At 69.1% G+C, this 17,037-nt stretch carries 18 protein-coding genes; 8 read left to right on the top strand and 10 right to left on the bottom strand.

Annotated features, from left to right (window positions below):
• The first annotated feature begins 7 nt into the window (after positions 1-7).
• The 7 genes from ispF (at position 8) to J8847_RS03320 (ending at position 4,880) form a co-directional block, all read left to right on the top strand.
• Positions 8-517: a 2-C-methyl-D-erythritol 2,4-cyclodiphosphate synthase gene (gene ispF, locus J8847_RS03350; protein ID WP_211523261.1), complete on the top strand. Its 510-nt coding sequence runs from the start codon at positions 8-10 to the stop codon at positions 515-517.
• Between the two features lie 128 nt (positions 518-645).
• Positions 646-1,920, top strand: coding sequence for an MFS transporter (locus J8847_RS03345; protein ID WP_211523260.1), 1,275 nt, complete (start codon positions 646-648; stop codon positions 1,918-1,920).
• Between the two features lie 2 nt (positions 1,921-1,922).
• A complete protein-coding gene (locus tag J8847_RS03340) occupies positions 1,923-2,231 on the top strand; it encodes a hypothetical protein (RefSeq protein ID WP_211523259.1) in 309 nt (102 codons plus the stop codon).
• 52 nt (positions 2,232-2,283) lie between these two features.
• The gene (locus tag J8847_RS03335; RefSeq protein WP_373999821.1) at positions 2,284-2,838 is read left to right on the top strand and encodes an NADPH-dependent FMN reductase; all 555 of its coding nucleotides are present in this window, start codon (positions 2,284-2,286) and stop codon (positions 2,836-2,838) included.
• The gene (locus J8847_RS03330; protein WP_211523257.1) at positions 2,828-3,256 is read left to right on the top strand and encodes a VOC family protein; all 429 of its coding nucleotides are present in this window, start codon (positions 2,828-2,830) and stop codon (positions 3,254-3,256) included. The genes J8847_RS03335 and J8847_RS03330 overlap by 11 nt, the downstream gene beginning before the upstream one ends.
• On the top strand, positions 3,253-4,164 hold the full coding sequence (locus J8847_RS03325) for an ion transporter (protein WP_211523256.1): 912 nt from the start codon (positions 3,253-3,255) through the stop codon (positions 4,162-4,164). The genes J8847_RS03330 and J8847_RS03325 overlap by 4 nt, the downstream gene beginning before the upstream one ends.
• Positions 4,165-4,310: 146 nt before the next feature.
• A complete protein-coding gene (locus tag J8847_RS03320) occupies positions 4,311-4,880 on the top strand; it encodes a phasin family protein (protein WP_211523255.1) in 570 nt (189 codons plus the stop codon).
• Here the strand turns inward: J8847_RS03320 and J8847_RS03315 are convergent.
• The 10 genes from J8847_RS03315 to ribA all read right to left on the bottom strand — a co-directional run bounded on the left by J8847_RS03315 (position 4,877) and on the right by ribA (position 14,481).
• Positions 4,877-6,097 (bottom strand): acyltransferase family protein, encoded by a 1,221-nt coding sequence (locus J8847_RS03315; protein ID WP_211523254.1) that lies wholly within the window; start codon positions 6,095-6,097, stop codon positions 4,877-4,879. The genes J8847_RS03320 and J8847_RS03315 overlap by 4 nt on opposite strands.
• 125 nt (positions 6,098-6,222) lie before the next feature.
• Positions 6,223-6,933: a LytTR family DNA-binding domain-containing protein gene (locus J8847_RS03310; RefSeq protein WP_211523253.1), complete on the bottom strand. Its 711-nt coding sequence runs from the start codon at positions 6,931-6,933 to the stop codon at positions 6,223-6,225.
• Positions 6,921-7,976, bottom strand: a complete 1,056-nt coding sequence (locus tag J8847_RS03305) for a sensor histidine kinase (RefSeq protein WP_211523252.1) — start codon at positions 7,974-7,976, stop codon at positions 6,921-6,923. Before J8847_RS03305 ends, J8847_RS03310 begins: the two co-directional genes overlap by 13 nt.
• Before the next feature lie 68 nt (positions 7,977-8,044).
• Positions 8,045-9,415 (bottom strand): serine hydrolase, encoded by a 1,371-nt coding sequence (locus tag J8847_RS03300; protein WP_211523251.1) that lies wholly within the window; start codon positions 9,413-9,415, stop codon positions 8,045-8,047.
• A gap of 209 nt (positions 9,416-9,624) precedes the next feature.
• On the bottom strand, positions 9,625-9,861 hold the full coding sequence (locus J8847_RS03295; RefSeq protein ID WP_211523250.1) for a hypothetical protein: 237 nt from the start codon (positions 9,859-9,861) through the stop codon (positions 9,625-9,627).
• Positions 9,862-9,973: 112 nt separating this feature from the next.
• Positions 9,974-11,008: a diguanylate cyclase gene (locus tag J8847_RS03290; RefSeq protein ID WP_211523249.1), complete on the bottom strand. Its 1,035-nt coding sequence runs from the start codon at positions 11,006-11,008 to the stop codon at positions 9,974-9,976.
• A gap of 35 nt (positions 11,009-11,043) precedes the next feature.
• A complete protein-coding gene (locus J8847_RS03285; RefSeq protein WP_211523248.1) occupies positions 11,044-11,277 on the bottom strand; it encodes a hypothetical protein in 234 nt (77 codons plus the stop codon).
• Between the two features lie 97 nt (positions 11,278-11,374).
• A complete protein-coding gene (locus J8847_RS03280) occupies positions 11,375-12,334 on the bottom strand; it encodes an FHA domain-containing protein (protein ID WP_211523247.1) in 960 nt (319 codons plus the stop codon).
• Positions 12,331-13,761 (bottom strand): serine protease, encoded by a 1,431-nt coding sequence (locus tag J8847_RS03275; protein WP_211523246.1) that lies wholly within the window; start codon positions 13,759-13,761, stop codon positions 12,331-12,333. Before J8847_RS03275 ends, J8847_RS03280 begins: the two co-directional genes overlap by 4 nt.
• Positions 13,762-13,842: 81 nt before the next feature.
• On the bottom strand, positions 13,843-14,481 hold the full coding sequence (ribA, locus tag J8847_RS03270; protein WP_211523245.1) for a GTP cyclohydrolase II: 639 nt from the start codon (positions 14,479-14,481) through the stop codon (positions 13,843-13,845).
• Positions 14,482-14,680: 199 nt separating this feature from the next.
• Here ribA and J8847_RS03265 point away from each other — a divergent pair, with 199 nt between their 5' ends.
• Positions 14,681-16,966, top strand: a complete 2,286-nt coding sequence (locus J8847_RS03265; protein WP_211523244.1) for an ATP-binding protein — start codon at positions 14,681-14,683, stop codon at positions 16,964-16,966.
• Positions 16,967-17,037 lie beyond the last annotated feature (71 nt).

The raw sequence follows: 17,037 nt of genomic DNA, 5'->3' as shown, positions 1-17,037 counted from the left end.
CAACGATATGACACTCGCATCCTACAATCCCACTCCGCCGTTCCGCATCGGAACGGGTTACGACTGCCACGCACTGGTCGAGGGGCGCAAGCTCATCGTCGGCGGCGTGACGATTCCCCACCGCCTGGGCCTGCTCGGCCATTCGGACGCCGACGTGCTGCTGCACGCCATCATCGACGCGATGCTGGGCGCGGCCGCGCTGGGCGACATCGGCAAGCACTTCCCGGACACCGATCCGATGTTCGCGGGCGCCGATTCGCGCACCCTGCTGCGCGAGGTGGCGCACCGCGTGCTGAACGCCGGCTACACCATCGGCAACATCGACGCGACCATCATCGCCCAGGCGCCCAAGATGGCGCCGCATATTCCGCAGATGGTGTCGCGCATCGCCGAGGACGTTGGCGTGTCGCCGCAGCAGGTCAACATCAAGGCCAAGACCAACGAAAAGCTGGGCTTCCTCGGCCGCGAAGAGGGCATGGCGGCGGAAGCGGTCGCACTCCTGATCCGGGCGGAATAATGCTCGCCAGACAATTGGGTGTAACTGCACTATAATTGTCTTCCCCCACGCGTCGGTGGGCGCGCCAGACCGGGCGGACAGCCCGGGTGGCGAACGCCCGCCCCGCGTTCCGCGCCAAGGAGACAAGCATGAGCACCCCCACCCAAGCCGAGATGACCCCACGCGCCGCCTGGGCGCTGATCCTGGCCGCCAGCGCCATCCTCATGATCACCATGGGCGCGCGCCTGACCACCGGGCTGTTCCTGTCTCCGATCAATAGCGCCACCGGCCTGGGCATCGCCAGCATCAGCTTCGCGATGGCCGTCGCCCAGCTGCTGTGGGGCGCCTCGCAGCCCATCTTCGGCGCGGTGGCCGACAAGTACGGACCGGGCCGGGTCCTCGTGCTCGGCGGCCTGATGCTGGCCGCCGGCACCGCCGCCACGCCCTTCATGAGCAGCGAGTGGGGCCTGATCTTCTCGATGGGCGTGCTCTCGGCGGCGGGAGCGGGCGCAGGCAGCTTCTCGATCCTGATCGGCGCCACCGCCCAGCGCCTGCCGGCCTCGCGCCGCGCCTTCGCCTCCGGCTTCATCAATGCCGGCGGTTCCTTCGGCCAGTTCGTGTTCGCGCCGCTGATGCAGGCCATCATCGCGGGCGCCGGCTGGGTCTGGGCCATGTTCACCATGGCCGCCGCTACCTTGCTGACCATTCCGCTGTCCTGGCCGCTGCGCCGCAAGCCGGCCGCAGCCGCTGCTCCCGTGAGCGGCAGCGCGATCCCTTTGCCGGCAGCGATCACCCTGACCGAACAGCTGCGCCAGGCCATGCGCGACCGCAGCTACCTGTGCCTGCACGCCGGCTTCTTCACCTGCGGCTTCCACATCGCCTTCTTGGTCACCCACCTGCCGGGCGAGGTGGCCCTGTGCGGCCTGCCGGCCGGCGTCTCGGCCACCGCGCTGGCCCTGATCGGCCTGTTCAACATCCTCGGCAGCCTGCTGGCCGGCGCGCTGTCGGCGCGCTACCGCATGAAGAACCTGCTGGCCCTGATCTACGGCGGCCGCGCGCTGATCATCATCGCTTACCTGCTGGCGCCGAAGACCGCCTGGACCTTCTACATCATGGCCGCGGCGCTGGGCTTCACCTGGCTCGCCACCGTGCCGCCGACCGCCGGGCTGGTGGGCAAGCTGTTCGGCATGCGCTACCTGGCCACCCTGTTCGGCCTGACCCTGCTGTCGCACCAGATCGGCGGCTTCTTCGGCGCCTGGCTGGGCGGCCTGTCCTTCGTGCACAGCGGCGACTACACCTGGATGTGGTACGCCGACATCCTGCTGGCCCTGGCCGCCGCCCTGGTCAACCTGCCGATCCGCGAGGCGGCGCCCCAGCCGGCGGCCGGCCTGGCTCCGGATGGCCGTATCCCGGCGAAAGGCTGAGCATGGCGCGCGAGGCCTGGGCCTACCGCGACGTGGCGGTCGAGTCGGTGTTTGACGCGCATAGCGGCCGCCTGCGCATCCGCCCCATGCCCGGCCAGGCCTACGCGACCAGCCTGCGCGTGCAGTGCTCGCGCGCGCTCTGCGATCCCGAGCGGTATCCGGCCGGCACGCGCTTCCTGGTCTCGGCCAAGCTGACCGACCGCCAGGGCGGCGAGCCTTTCCTGTATGCCTGGCACGGCGATCCGGTGCGGGTGCTGGGCAAGCGCCAGGCCGCCGTCTTCCTCGAGCAATACCGCCGCCTGCGCCTCTAGGCAAAAATGGTTACCATCTGGACTCCATCACCGCACTCAACCGGAAAGGAGCATCATGGCAACTCGGAACATCGCCGTCGTCGTCGGCAGCCTGCGCAAGGAATCGTTCACCCGCAAGGTGGCCCAGACCCTGATCGAACTGGCCCCGCCATCCCTGCGGATGGAGATCGTCGAGATCCGCGATCTGCCGCTGTATAACGAGGACGACGACACCGCCACGCCGCCGGCCGCGTTCACCGCCTTCCGCGAGCGCATCCGCCAGGCCGACGGCGTCCTGTTCTGCACCCCCGAGTACAACCGCTCCATTCCCGGCGCGCTGAAGAACGCCATCGACGTCGGCTCGCGTCCCTACGGCAAGGCCGCCTGGACCGGCAAGCCCTGCGCCATCGTGAGCGTGTCGCCGGGCGCGATCGGCGGCTTCGGCGCCAACCACCACCTGCGCCAGACCCTGCCTTTCCTGCAGATGCCGACCATGCCGGCGGAAGCCTACCTGGGCAGCATCGCGGGCAAGTTCGACGGCGCGCGCCTGAGCGACGACTCGACCCGCGCTTTCCTGCAGACCTATATCGACAACTTCGCCGCCTGGGTGGACCGCCATGCATCCTGACGCGCCTCATGCCATTCCGGTTCGCGGGCTCGACCACCTGGTGCTGCGGGTGACCGACCTGGAGCGCATGGTCGGCTTCTACGGCCAGGTGCTGGGCTGTCCGGTCGAGCGCCGCCAGGATGAAATCGGCCTGGTCCAGCTGCGCGCCGGCAGTGCCCTGATCGACCTGGTGCCGGTCGACGGCAAGCTGGGCCGCGCGGGCGGGGCCGCGCCCGGCCGCGAGGGCCGCAACCTGGACCACCTGTGCCTGCGCGTCGAGCCTTTCGACGAAGCGGCGATCCGCGCCCACCTGGCGGCCCACGACGTGGCCGCGGGGCCGGTGGAGTCGCGCTACGGCGCCGAAGGCGAGGGCCCCTCGATCTACCTCCAGGATCCGGAGGGCAACACGGTCGAGCTCAAGGGGCCGCCAAGCCGATGAGCCCGCTGGCGACGCCCACGCCGCAAGAACTGCCCGATGTGCTGGGCCGCCCTGCGGGCGGCTGGCGCCGGACCATGTTCGACGTCATCTTCGGGATCGACACGCCGGCGGGGCGCCGCTTCGACATCATCCTGGTGTTCGCCATCCTGCTCAGCATCCTGGTCGTGGTGCTCGACAGCGTGCCCTCGATCGGCGGACGCTATCCGGGGCCGATGGCGGCGCTGGAATGGGCCTTCACCTTGCTGTTCACGCTGGAATACGTGGCGCGCCTGGCCTGTGTCGAGCGCCCCTTGCGCTACGCCACCAGCTTCTACGGCGCGATCGACCTGGTGTCGGTCCTGCCGACCTATTTCTCGCTGCTGGTGCCGGGCAGCGAACTCCTGATCGACATCCGCATCCTGCGCCTGCTGCGCGTGTTCCGCATCTTCAAGCTCACCCTCTACATCGAGGAATACACGCGCCTGGGCGAGGCCCTGGCCGCGAGCCGGCGCAAGATCCTGGTGTTCCTGTCGGTGGTGCTGATGCTGATCCTGATCCTCGGCACCGTGATGTACGTGGTCGAGGGGCCGGAGAACGGTTTCACCAGCATCCCGCTGGCAATGTACTGGGCCACGGTCACCATGACGACCGTCGGCTATGGCGACATCGCCCCCCAGACCACACTGGGACGCGGCATCGCTTCGTTCATGATGCTGCTGGGCTGGGGCATCCTGGCGGTGCCGACCGGCATCGTGACGGCCGAGATGACGGCGCGCCGCAACGACCGCCGCGGCGGGGCCGAGCGCCCGCGTCCGCGTCCGCGCCGCAGCTGCGGCGCCTGCGGCAGCGTCGGGCACGAAGCCACCGCCAGGTTCTGCAAGGACTGCGGCGCGCCGCTGCCCCCTGCGGCGCCGGACGCGCCGCGCTGAGCGGGCCGTAGCGGGACCTTGGACACGTTTGGCGCACATCAAGCGCCGCGCGGGTCGCGGCGCTAGCCTACTAGGCTCGTGCCGCAGCGTGGGCCCATGGACGCGCCACGGCACGCCGTCCAATCATCCATTCAGTGAGGAACCGCATGTACCCATTTCCCCAATCCGTGACGCCGGCTGTGCGCAGCCACATGGACGCGCAGGCTGCGTTCGTAAACGAGATGTCGAAGTCCCTGTTCCGTTCCTTCCAGCACATGTGCAACCTGAACATCCAGCTGGCCCAGACCCTGCTGGAAGAAACCACCCTGGCCAGCCAGCAGGTGCTGAGCGCCGACCGCCAGACCGAGATGATCAGCGCCGCCGCGTCGCGCGCCCAGCCGACCTCGGAGAAACTGCGCGCCTACCAGCAGCACATCGCGCGCCTGGCGGCGGAGGCCCAGGTCGAGCTGGCGCGCGTGACCGAGCAGCATGTGCAGAACACCACGCGCACCGCGCGCACCCTGGTCGACGAAGTGGCGCGCAGCACCGCCGAGGAAACCGAGCGCGGCATACGCTCGCAGCAGGAAGCGCTGCGCGGCATGGCCGATCCTTTTGTCCGTCCCAATGGCGAGGCCCAGCGCATGGCGGAGGGCAGGGGCGGGGCCCCGGCTACCCAGCAAGCCGCCCAGGCGCAGGCCGGCAAGGAAGGGCGTCCGACCGGCAGCACGGCCCATTAGGCCGCCTTTGCTTCTGCTTCGGCCTGTTTGCTGCGCCCGCCCGCTTGCACTGGCAGCGGCGCCAGGCCGAAGAACGGGCGCAGCAGGCGCACGCGCCGCACGGCCTCGAACAGGACGAAGCAGCCGGCGATGGTGAGCACGGCCAGCAGCAGCGCTTCCAGCCCCGGCGGCAGGCGCAGCGGCTTGAAAGCGTGCGCCATGACCACGATCAGGGTCTGGTGGGCGATGTAGACCGGGAACACCGCTTCGGTGAGGTAGCGCCGCGCCGGGCCGTCGGCGTCGAGGTGGCGGCGCGCGAAGCCGCAGGCCGCCACGATCGCGCACCAGGCGCACAAGGTGTAGACGCAGCGGATGAGCGGCACGCACTGCATCAGGAAGGCGGCGCCGGGTGCGTCGTCCGGCGTGGTGTTCCACAGTACGACGCTGGCCCAGCCGGCGAGGGCCAGCAGCAGCGCCGGCCAGCGCTGTGCCGTCATCTGCTCCCAGAAGCGCGGGCTGCGCGCCATCAGGGCGCCGAGCAGGAAGGGCAGGAAATAGGCGGCATGGTTGTACCAGTCGTCGACCAGGCCATGGGTCGAGGGAAAACGCTGTACCAGCAGGTTGCGCACCAGACCCAGCACGGCGGCGGGCAGCAGCAGCAATTTCCAGCCGGTGAGCAGGCGCCCGATGCGGGCGGACAGGGCCTCGATGGCCGTGCCGGGAAGCAGCGCGGCAAGCAGGCCCAGCAGCATCGTGTAGACCCAGAGGTAGGCGACGAACCACAGGTGGTTCCAGGTAGGCAGATCGAGACAGTCTTCGCGGCAGAAGCCGCCATAGGCGCTGTAGTAGAGCCGCATGAAGGCGCCGAAGCCGTCGCCGTAGCCGAGCTTTTCGACGACTTCGAAATAGGGCTGGGGCGGCACGATCACGGCCATGCCGAACAGCAGCGGCACCAGCAGGCGCAGGCTGCGCTGGCGCAGGAAGGAGGGCGTGCCGAGTCGTTCGGCCAGGAAGCGGGAAGCGGCGCCGGCCACGAAGAACAGCAGGGTCAGGCGCCAGGGGGAGGACAGCATCATGAAGGGTTCGGGCGCGTCGGAAGCGTAGGGGCTTTTCACGTGCCAGTCCCAGGTCACGTAGTACATGCCGATGTGGTAGGCGATCAGGACGAAGAAGGCGAGGATGCGCACCCAGTCGAGGAAGTAGAGGCGCGCTGCCGGATGGCGAGGGTGAGTTTGCATGGTCCGCTCTCGAAATGTCGATGGCGCCAGCTTGCCGCCGCGGGTGCGCATGGGCCAGCAGAATGGGGCGAAGCGGGAGTGGGCCGGGGCGAGACGGAAGCCGGCGGGATGCGGCGCCGGCAAGCCTAGGGCTGCAGCCTTCCCACCAGGCCGGCGCGATACTGACGGCTGCACGGCACTGTTGCACCGCTGCGCAGCACGATCTCGCAATCTCCCTTGTCGAGCGCCACGATCCTGTCGATGCAGGCCAGGCGCACCGCCGCACGCCGGTGGCAGCGTACGAAGCCCGGCCCCAGGCGTTCGAGCAGGCCGGCCAGGGTCTGGCGCAGGAGCGGCGCCCCGTTGGCCGTATGTAGCGCCACGTAATTGTCGGCCGTTTCCAGCCATTCGATGTCGGCCACCGCCACCACGCGCGTGCCGCCACGCTCGCTCACCAGCAGCTGGCGCGGCGGCGCCGACGGCAGCGTCGAACCGCCCCCGGCCGCCAGACGCGCACGCAGGCGATCGAGCGCCCGGTGCAGGCGCGCCTGGTCGAAGGGCTTGAGCAGGTAGTCGACCGCTTCCGCATCGAAGGCGCGCAGCGCATACTCGTCGTAGGCGGTCACGAACACCACCAGCGGCGCCGGCGCCGGCAGCGAGGCGGCCAGGTCGATCCCCGACAGCTCGGGCATCTCGATATCGAGCAGCAGCGCGTCCGGCGCGAATTCGCCGATCCGCTGCAAGGCCTCGATCCCGTCGGCCGCTTCCTCCACGGCCTCGATCCCCGCTTCCAGCGCCAGCATGCGGCGCAGCCGCTCGCGCGCCGGGCGCTCGTCGTCGACGATCAGGATGCGCATGGCACCCGCACTTCCGCCCGCACCCCGGCGGGCTCCAGCTGCGACAGCTCCAGCGCCGCCCGGTTCCCGTGCAGGACCTCCAGGCGCGCGCGCAGGTTGGCCAGCCCGATACCCGGCCTGCCCTGGGCATCCAGCTGCCCGCCGTCATCCTCGACGCGCAGCACCAGCAGGCCATCGCGGCAGGCCGCGCTGACGGCGATCCGCGTCAGGCCGCGGCGCCGTTCGACCGTGTGCTTGAACACGTTCTCCAGCAGCGGCTGCACACTCACGGCGGGCAAGGCGGCGCCGAGCGCCTCGTCGGCAATGTCCCAGTCCAGCGTCACACGCCCCTCGAAGCGTTCGGCCATCACGGCCGCGTAACCGCGCGCCAGGCGCAGCTCGTCGGCCAGGCTGGCCTGGGGCCGCGCGCCGAGCGCCAGAGTGGCGCGCAGCACCTCGGCCAGCTGCACCAGGGTGGCGTCGGCGCGCGCCACGTCCTGGTGCATCAGCGAGGAAATCGTGTTGAGGGCGTTGAACAGGAAGTGCGGCTGCATCTGGCGCGCCAGGCGCTCCAGCTGGGCCTCGCGCAGCAGGGCCTGCGCCTGCTGCGCGCGCACCCGCTCGCCGAGCAGCTGGCGGTAGGACAGCAGGCCGAAGCCGATCGCCGTGAACAGGCACACGAAGACCGTGATCTTGAGCGCCTCGTAGACGAACACCTCGCCCCAGGGTTCGTGATCGTAGGAGGCGCCCGCCAGCGCGTACACGGCATGGCGGATACCGAATACCAGGGGCACGAAGGCGATCCAGTACAGCGGCAGCCAACGCGCCTGCACCAGGGCCCAGCGCCAGGGCGTGGCGATCAGCGCGTCGTGGCGCCGGGTGAAGCGCCGCTGCACCAGCAGGAGGGAAGTCGCTACCAGGGCCGAGGAAGTCTCCCACAGTACCGGCTGCCAGATGGCCTGGCCGCCGTCGCGCCGGAAGTCCTCGACAGCGACCAGCACCATCAGGAGCCAGAAGAGAAGCCAGGCGAGCAGGGCGGCGATGGTGCTGCGGTTCGGAAGCATGGCGGCGGCGTGGATGAGCGATGGCCGATCATCGGCGATCGGCCGCCGCTTGTAAAGCCGGGCCGGGCTTATTCGGGCTGGAAGCTGAAGCGGCTGACCTGGCCGTCCTTGCCGATCATCAGCTTGGACAGCATCGTTTCGCCCTCGTAGTGGAAGCGGTAGCGGTAGGCCCGGCCCTGTTCCTCGTCTTCCCGCGCCAGCAGTTCGACCGAGCGCAGCGCGCCAATCTCCTGCATGAAGGCGGCGATGCGGGACAGCGTCTGCGGCGTGAACTTGGCCGTGACCTCGGGGCCCAGCCCGGCCGGCATCTCGCCGGCGCCCAGGCGTGCGGCGATCTCGCGCACGCGGGCGGTCACGGCCGGTTCGCGATCGGCGATCGGCCTGGCCGGCGGCTCGATCAGCGTCGGCGCGTAGTGGCTGGTCACCATGCTGGCGAACTTGGACGGCCGGGCGGAGTCGGAATTCGCCAGGATCACGACCGTCAGCTTGTCGTCGACGTAGCGGCACAGGTAGCTACGGAAGCCTTGCCAGGCGCCACCGTGATGGATGTGGCGGCGGCCCTTGACGGTGTCGACGTACCAGCCCAGCCCGTAGGGCGCCTCGCTGCCGTCGTTCAGCCTGGCCGGCGTGAAGCTGGCCTGGCGCAGCCTGGCGTTCAAGACCTTGTCGCCGTACAGCGCCTGGTCCCAGGCCGCCAGGTCGCGCGCGGTCAGGTAGAGGCTGCCGTCCGCCGTCGTGTTCAGGCGCGGGGCCACCCAGGACTGGTTCTTCAGGACGCCATGCTTCCACTCGTAGCCGGCGGCGCGATGGGGAACGATGTCGGCCTCGGTGATGACGCGCGTGCCCATGCCCAGCGGCGCCCAGATGCGTTCGCGCAGCTGGTCGCCGTAGAACTTGCCGCCGGCGCGGTTGGCGATGAAGCCCAGCAGGTGGTAGCCCATATTGCTGTACGCCCACTTCTCGCCGGGCGCGAAACGCATCGGGATGGACGCTTCCAGGGCGATCAGCTCCTCGTCGCTGTAGTCCTTGCGGAAGTCGAGGTTTTCGTAGGGATCGCCCAGGCCCGAGGTGTGGGTGAGCAGGTGGCGCACCGTGATCTTTTCCCAGGCCGGCGGCGTGTTCGCCAGGTGGCGCGAAATCGGATCGTCCAGGCTCAGCTTGCCGTCCTGCTCGAGCAGCAGGATCAGGGCCGCGGTAAAGGTCTTGCCGACCGAGCCGGACTGGAACACGGTGCGCGGCGTCACTGGCACCTGGTGTTCGACGTTTGCCAGGCCGTAGCCTTTTTCCTTGATGACCTTGCCGTCCTTGAGCACCAGCACGCTCAGGCCCGGCACGTGGCGCCGCTTCATTTCGGCAAGCAGCGCGTCGTCGAGGCTGTCGGCGCGGGCGCCGCCGATCAGGATGGTGGTGGAGAACAGGGCAAGGCAGGCGGCGCGCATCGGGTCTCCATGGATGAGGTCATATCAGCCAGGCATCATAGCGCCCCATGGCCTCTGCAGGACGCCTTGTCCGCATTTCATGCGCCCTGAATTTTCCGCCGGTCCGGCCCGGGCGCTCGAACGCTTCCAGGAGCCGGGCGCGCGGCCGCCAGGGGCCAGCCGCCGGCGTGCAAGAGGCCTTGCCGCCAAGGACGGGAGAAAGGTGCTGCTCAGTGATTGCCGCGCCTGCACAAGGGCATGATGGCCTCCGAGACGCATTGCTCGGGGCTCAGCTTGCGGCGCTGTCCAGGTTGGGTGAGCGTGCGCTCGATGACCGACTCGGGCACGTGCTTGTGCTCCATGTAGCGCCGTGCCACCTCCGCGTCGCGCACGGAAAGAATATTGAGTCCACGTGCAACGGCATTCGCCGTCGCCTGGTCATGGCGTCGCTGGCGTGGTGCAGACATGTCTCCCATCCCCTTGAGTACGTAATTTTTTCAAGGACAGCACTATACGCGCTCAAGCGGGCTCGCGCCACGCATGCAATGAGGCAACTCAGTTCGGGGGAGGCAGCAAACGCTAATGAAGCCGGCTGCGCTTGTTGGCATACATTTGCTGGTCCGCAAGGACAACGTAGTTGAGCAGGCTTTGGTGTTCGTCTGGTTCGCAGGACACGATGCCGGCGCTGAGCGACAAGCGGTACGGGCGTTCCTGCATCAGGTTGAACGCGTTCAAGTTGTCCTGCAGCCTCGCAAGGATGGTCTGCGGCTGGGCGTCTTCCAGCGTGTAGGCCACGAACTCGTCGCCCCCAAGGCGCCCGACCACATCGGCACTCCGAAAGGAAGCGCGGAACACCTCGGCCGCATCGCGGATCAGATGGTCGCCAGCGTCGTGACCGAGCTGGTCGTTGACCAGTTTGAGATGGTCGACATCCGCGAACAGCACGGCGCTGGGTGCGTGCCGGCGGCGCGCCACCTTGAACACCTGTTCCGCATGGACAAAAAAACCGCGCCGGTTGTGCAGTCCGGTGAGCATGTCGGTCAGCGACAGCACCCGCATTTCGCTTTCGAGGACGTCGCGCCGCGCCAGTTCGGCGGCATGCGCCTGTGACTCTCCCAGCAGCTGGGCGCGCTGCCTGCCGACCAGGCTGGCCAGCTGGGCGTATTCATGGATACGGCCAAGGGCGGCCACGGCCAGCTCGAGCACGATGGCGAGCGTGTACCGGCGGCCGGCGATGACACCTTCGTCCGGCTCGTCGGCCCACTGGACCACCAGTGCGGCCGCGGGCGCCGGATCCGGCAAGCCGATGCCGAGCAGGCGCGCCTCGACGGCTGGCGTGGACCGGGAACCGTCCAGGATGGCCGCCGCGAACGGATACCAGTCGTGGCCCGTGTCCACGGCGCGCGGTGTGCCTTCGCGATCGAACTCGACGCCGCCGCCGCCATTGCCGCGCACAACCAGCAGCCCCGCATCCACGCGTGCGAGCTCGACCAGGGCTTGTCCGGCAAGCGTGAGGGCGGTATCGGCATCGTCCGTCTGCAGGAGACGGCGCGCCAGCGTGAGCAGGGGGCGCAAGGGGCCCGGCGGCGTGGCGGAGGCGATAGGTGATGGCATCTGGCTGGCTCCTTTCGCTGGTGGGCGCATGGCCGTCAGCTATTGTCCTGTGCGCTCGAAGGGGTGATGGCTTCCGTGACGGCCTGCCCGGCGCTGGGACGGCGCCGCAGGCCGGGCTCGGCGAGCGTGCGCGCAATGACGGTGCCCGCAACCCGTTTATATTCCATGTAGTGCCGCGCCAGCCCGGCGCCGCGAACGGACAGGATGTTCATTGCCCGCGCGACGGCGTCGGCGGTCGCCTTGTCGGCACGGCGCTGGCGCTCGGTCATGTGCGGCTCCCCTGTAGTACGGCCCGACAGGCGTCGGCCGGAAAAACCACTATACGCCTGCGGGATCGGCCGCGCCACCGCTTTGTGTGCATCCGGCTCAGCCTTCGTCCCCCGGCTTGCGCCTGCGCTCGGCATCGATCTCCGCGCGCATCGCACCGACCTGGCCGATGAACTCGGCCACCGGCGCATCGGGGCTGGCCCTTAGTTCGGGCGGCAACAAGACCGACATGTAGAGCTCGTCTGCCACGCGCCCGTGGCGTTGCTCGTTGCCCACTAGCACCAGCCCGGAAGCGAGGATGGCCATGCCGGCGCAGATCGCGCGCAGGCGTGTCCGGAGCTGGGGTTTTACGGTGGCCAGATGGAAATAGATGACCCCGGCCACCGTGAGCACCGCCGCGTGCGAGCCGTAGCGGGTGAGCCATTCCCAGGAATAGGCATAGGCCAGCAGGCTGGCCAGCAAGCGGAAGGCGAGCAGGGTCGCCAGGCCGCAGCCGAAGATGAACAAATGCCGTCCCAGGCGCGCGTGACGGCTGAAGACCCGGTTGTTGAAGGCCCACAGGCCGCTCCACAGCAGGCCGATGCCGATCCCGGCCGCGAGCGCCTGCACGTAGCGTTCCAGCTCGTAGCTGCCGCGGTCGGTCAGCCATGCAGCCAGCAGCGCCACCAGGCCGGTGAGCAGGGCGCCGGCCGCGCCCGGCAGCAGGCCTTCCCAGCCGTGCATGGTGCGGTCGCGCAGTTCCGGGCCGACGGGATAGTCGGCGCCGCGCACGCGCAGGGTGGTGTGGCCCATGCGCACCACGGTGTCGCCGTCCAGTGCGAGTTCGGTGACCCGGCGGCCCTTGTGCACGATGCCGTTGCGGCTGCCCAGGTCGCGCAGCAGCAGCTTGCCGTCCGGGCTCTCCTGGATCACCACGTGGTGCGGCGCGGCGTAGTCGTCGTCGACGATGAAGTCGTTGTCATAGGCGCGGCCCACCCGGATCGGCAGCGCGGCCACGCGATAGCGGTGCAGCACCTCGCCGTTGCGGGCCAGCATTTCAATGGTCCAGGGCCCGTTCATCGGCGTCCGCTGCGCCCGAAGGCGCCCAGGAAGGCTTGCGTCACGCGCAAGCCGTTTTCGTAGGAGACGCCGGACACGTCGACCCGGCTTTGCAGGCTGGCCTGGGCGGAGTCGGTGCTGGCGGTCAGCAGGGTGAAGTTGTACAGGCCCTCGAACTTGCGGTAGCCGCGCACGCAGGTCACGGCGCGCAGCGGCAGCGAGCGGGTGTGCACGAAGCGCTCGGTGCAGAAAGGCTTGGTCAGGCGCGGGTCGCCGATGCTGCCGAAGCCCTCGACCCCGAACAGGTCGCTGGCCAGCGCCGCGAAGCGCAGCGGTTCCATGCTGCCGGAGCGGATGTAGCGGTGGCTCAGGCCCACGGCACCAGTCTGCTGGGAATTCGACACGAACACGGCCGACTGCATCACGCAATTGATGGCGTCGACGCTGTAGGCCGCTTCCGACTTCACCGTCGAGCGGCCCCAGCAGCGCACCTGGCCGGATTCGCGCACCGGCACCAGGTAGGGGCCCATGCCCTTGAGGGTGAGCGGCTCGTCGAGCAGGCGGTCGACCATGCCGCCCTGGTGGACCAGCAGCTGCTGGGCGATCAGGGGATTGAAGTCTTTCGGCGGCGCCGGCTGGGCCGCCACCGTGCGCAGCAGTTCCTGCGCATACTTGACCGGCACCAGGAAGCTGACCGACTCACCGTCCAGGCGGCGCGCCACGTTGATCCCGGCCACTGTGCCGCTGGCCGTGATGCTGGGGCCGCCGCTCATGCCGGAATTGATCGGGCCGCTGAAGATCAGGCGGTCGTAGAAGCTGCGCTGCAGGACGCCATTGTACGAGCCTTCCGAAATGGCGAAGCCGAGGTCGAGCGGGTTGCCGAGCGAGTACAGGTACTGGCCCTGGCGCAGGGTGACTTTCCGTTCCGGCACCTTGAAGAAGCCGCTGCCGTTGCGGTTGACGCGCACCACGGCCAGGTCGTGCAGAACGTCGACCGCCATCAGTTCGACCGGGCCGGTGTTGCCGTCGGTGTCGATGTACTCGGCGGTGTAGACGTCCGGGTCGAGCGCCATCTGCGACACCACATGGTAATTGGTCAGCGCCAGGTTGGTGTCGCCGACCAGGAAGCCCGAGCCCACGGTCGACTGGGTACGGCCGTTCTTGAGCAGCATACGGATCTGCAGCAGGTCGGCGCGCGCGGACGCATACAGGTCCTGTGCGGCGGAGGACGGCGGCGGCAGCGGTTCCTGGGCCTCGACTTCGCCGGGACCGGGCGCGGGCGGCGTGGCGGCGGGCGGCAGTTCCTGCGCGGCCGGTCCGGCGGCGGCGGAGGGCCCCTGGTTGGCGACCTGGCTGGCGGGACGGGAGGCGGCGGGCGGCGCATTCGGCGCGGTCGCCGCGCTCAGGCCCAGGCAGGACAGGAGAAGAGCAATGACTACCCGTTTCATTCAATCTCTGGATGGCAAGACGTAGGCCTCTATCTTGCCACCAGATCAACGGGCTGCGCGCGCGTTAGGCGCCTCCGGGTCTTACGCGGCGTCGGAAGCCTGCGCCGCTGCGGGCGTCATCATGTGGCCCAGCTTGGCCTGCTTGGTGTTCAGGTAGCTGTTGTTGAAGGCGTTGCGGTTGACCAGCAGGGGCACGCGCTCGGCCACCTGGATGCCCAGGCGGGTCAGGGCATCGATCTTGCGCGGGTTGTTGGTCATCAGGCGCACCGACTGGATGCCGAAATGCTCCAGCATCGGGCGGCACAGCTCGTAGTTGCGGGCGTCGGCGTGGAAGCCCAGCTGCAGGTTGGCCTCGACCGTGTCGGCGCCGGCTTCCTGCAGGCGGTAGGCGCGGATCTTGTTGACCAGGCCGATCCCGCGGCCTTCCTGGCGCAGGTAAAGCAGGATGCCGCGGCCTTCCTCGGCGATGCGCTGCAGCGCGCCTTCGAGCTGGGCGCCGCAGTCGCAGCGTTGCGAGAACATCACGTCGCCGGTCAGGCATTCCGAGTGCACGCGCGCCAGCACCGGCTCGCCGGTGGACAGGTCGCCCAGGGCCATCGCCAGGTGCTCCTTGCCGGTGGCCGGCTCGACCCAGGCGTGCAGCGTGAACTGGGCCCAGGGCGTGGGCAGGGTGCACGAAGTGGCGTAGTCGAGGAGGGCGGCGGTGGCGGTGGCTTGCATGACGGTGTTTCCCAATCGGTGGCGTGATTCCATGTAACACACAAGTTTAGCGGAAATCGGCTGTGGCCGTGCGGAACGGCAGGCTTTCTAGAGGGCGGATTCGGGCGGCCCTATCCGTAGCGGGTAGCCCCGTTCGCTACTATCCGCTGGGCATCGACCTGGTGTGTTACGCTGTGGATTCAGTATTTTTAAGTGCATTATGGCAATTTTTAGCGCAATTCCTGAAGGTCTGAAGCCACGCGGCCTGGGGGCCTGGCTGGCGCTGGCGTTTTCCACCCTGACCGTCGTGTTGACCCTATTGCTGGTCGAGGTGGTGGAAAGCGCCTCCACCGAGCAGGTCAAGAGCAGCATCGGCCATGGCCTGGGGGAGCTGGCGATGCAGACCGCCGACAAGCTCGACCGCGGCATGTACGAGCGCTACCGCGAAGTCAGCCTGATGGCGCGCCGGCCCGACCTGGTCGACCCGGCCACGGGCCAGGAGCGGCGCCGCAAGGTGCTGGCCGACATGCAGGAAACCTACTGGTACTACGAGTGGATCGGCATGGCCGGCCTGGACGGCAAGGTGCTCGTGGAAGCGCGCGGCCTGCTGGAAGGCGCCAACGTGGCGCAGCGGCCCTGGTTCCGCGACGCGCTCAAGGGCGTCTACGTGGGCGACGTGCACGAAGCCGTGCTGCTGGCCAAGCTGCTGCCGGCGCCGGAAGGCGAGCCGCGCCGCTTCGTCGACGTGGCCTTCCCCTACATGGACGCGCAGGGCAAGCCGGCCGGCGTGCTGGGCGTACACCTGTCCTGGCAGTGGGCGCGCGACGTCGAGCGCTCGATCATCGCGCCGGTGCAGGCGCGCGGCAAGGTGCAGGCCCTGATCGTCAGCGCCGAAGGCGTGGTCCTGCTGGGGCCCGAAGACCTGCAGGGCAAGACCATCGATCAGCCCAGCCTGCGCGAAGCGCGCCAGCAACGCACCGGCTACCTGGTCGAGGAGTGGCCGGACGGCCGCTCCTACCTGGTCGGCTACGGCGCGACCAAGGGGCGCGGCATCTATCCGGGCCTGGGCTGGAACGTGCTGGTGCGCCAGGACGTCGAAGACGCCTACCGGCCGGTGGCGCGCCTGCGCGAGCGCGCGCTGTGGAGCGGGGCGGCGCTGGCGGTGCTGTTCTCGCTGGCCGGCGTGCTGGTGGCGCGCCGCATCACGCGTCCGCTGGGCGAACTGGCCGATTCGGCCGACCGCCTGCGGCGCGGCGACACCACCGAGCTGGTGCCGAGCCGCGACGGCTACGACGAGGTGCGCAAGCTCTCCGGCGCGCTGAACGCGCTGGTGACCGACCTGGTGCAGCGCCGTGCCGAGCTGCAGGACTTGAACGCAACCCTCGAGCGGCGGGTGGAGGAGCGCACGCGCGACCTCGAGCGCGCGCTGGCGGCGGTGCGCGCCAGCGAGCAGCGCATCGGCGCCATCGTCGACGCCGCCCAGGATGCCTTCGTCGCGGTCGACCAGCGCGGCCTGATCGTCGACTGGAACGCCGCCGCCGAGCGCATGTTCGGCTGGCGCCGCCACGAAGCGGTGGGCTGGCCGCTGGCCGAGCTGGTGGTGCCGGAGCGCCACCGCGCCAGCGTCGGCAAGGCCTTGCACGCCTTCCGCCAGACCGGCCAGCTGGGCGCGCTCGGGCGGCGCCTGGAGCGCACCGTGATCAACCGCCAGGGTGCGGAATTCCCCATCGAGATGACGGCCGGCCTGGCCGGTCAGGGCGAGGACGCCTTCTTCAGCGTGTTCCTGCACGATATATCGGAGCGCAAGAAGGTCGAGCGCATGAAGAACGAATTCATCTCGACCGTCTCGCACGAGCTGCGCACGCCGCTGACGTCGATCCGCGCGTCCTTGTCGATGCTGGACGAGGGCATGGCGGGTGAGCTGGCGCCGGACGTGGCCGGCCTGATCCGCATCGCCAGCCAGAGCGCCGAACGCCTGGTGCGCATGGTGAACGACCTGCTCGATATCCAGAAGATGGAGTCGGGGAAGATGGAATACCGGCGCGCGGCCCAGCCGCTGCTGCCGCTGGCCGAGCATGCGCTAGCCTCGATGCAGGGGCATGCCCAGCAGGCCGGCGTGCTGCTGCGGCTGGACAGCCAGCAAGGTGCGGAACATATCCGCGCCGAGGTCGATCACGACCGCATGGTGCAAGTGCTGGTGAACCTGCTGTCGAATGCGATCAAGTTCACGCCGCATGGCCGGGCCGTGACCCTCGGGCTGGCGCAGAGCCAGGGCAAGGCGCGCCTGACCGTGACCGACGAGGGGCCGGGGATTGCGCCGGAGTTCCGCAGTCGGGTGTTCGAGCGCTTCGCGCAGGCGGATGCGGCGGATACGCGGCCGAAGGGCGGGACGGGGCTGGGCCTGAGCATCAGCCGGGCCATCGTCGAGGAGCATGGCGGAACGATTGCGTTCGAAACGGAGATGGGGAAGGGGACGCGCTTTGTGGTGGGGCTGCCGACGGCCTGAGGCCTTGCGTGGGAGCACGGTATGACACCCTGGGGCGCGTGTCGCTAGCCGTCGCCGGCAGCGATTGCCGG

This window comes from Massilia sp. AB1 (assembly GCF_018119385.1).
Taxonomy (GTDB): domain Bacteria; phylum Pseudomonadota; class Gammaproteobacteria; order Burkholderiales; family Burkholderiaceae_D; genus Telluria.
This window is presented reverse-complemented; position numbering and strand designations above follow the sequence as displayed.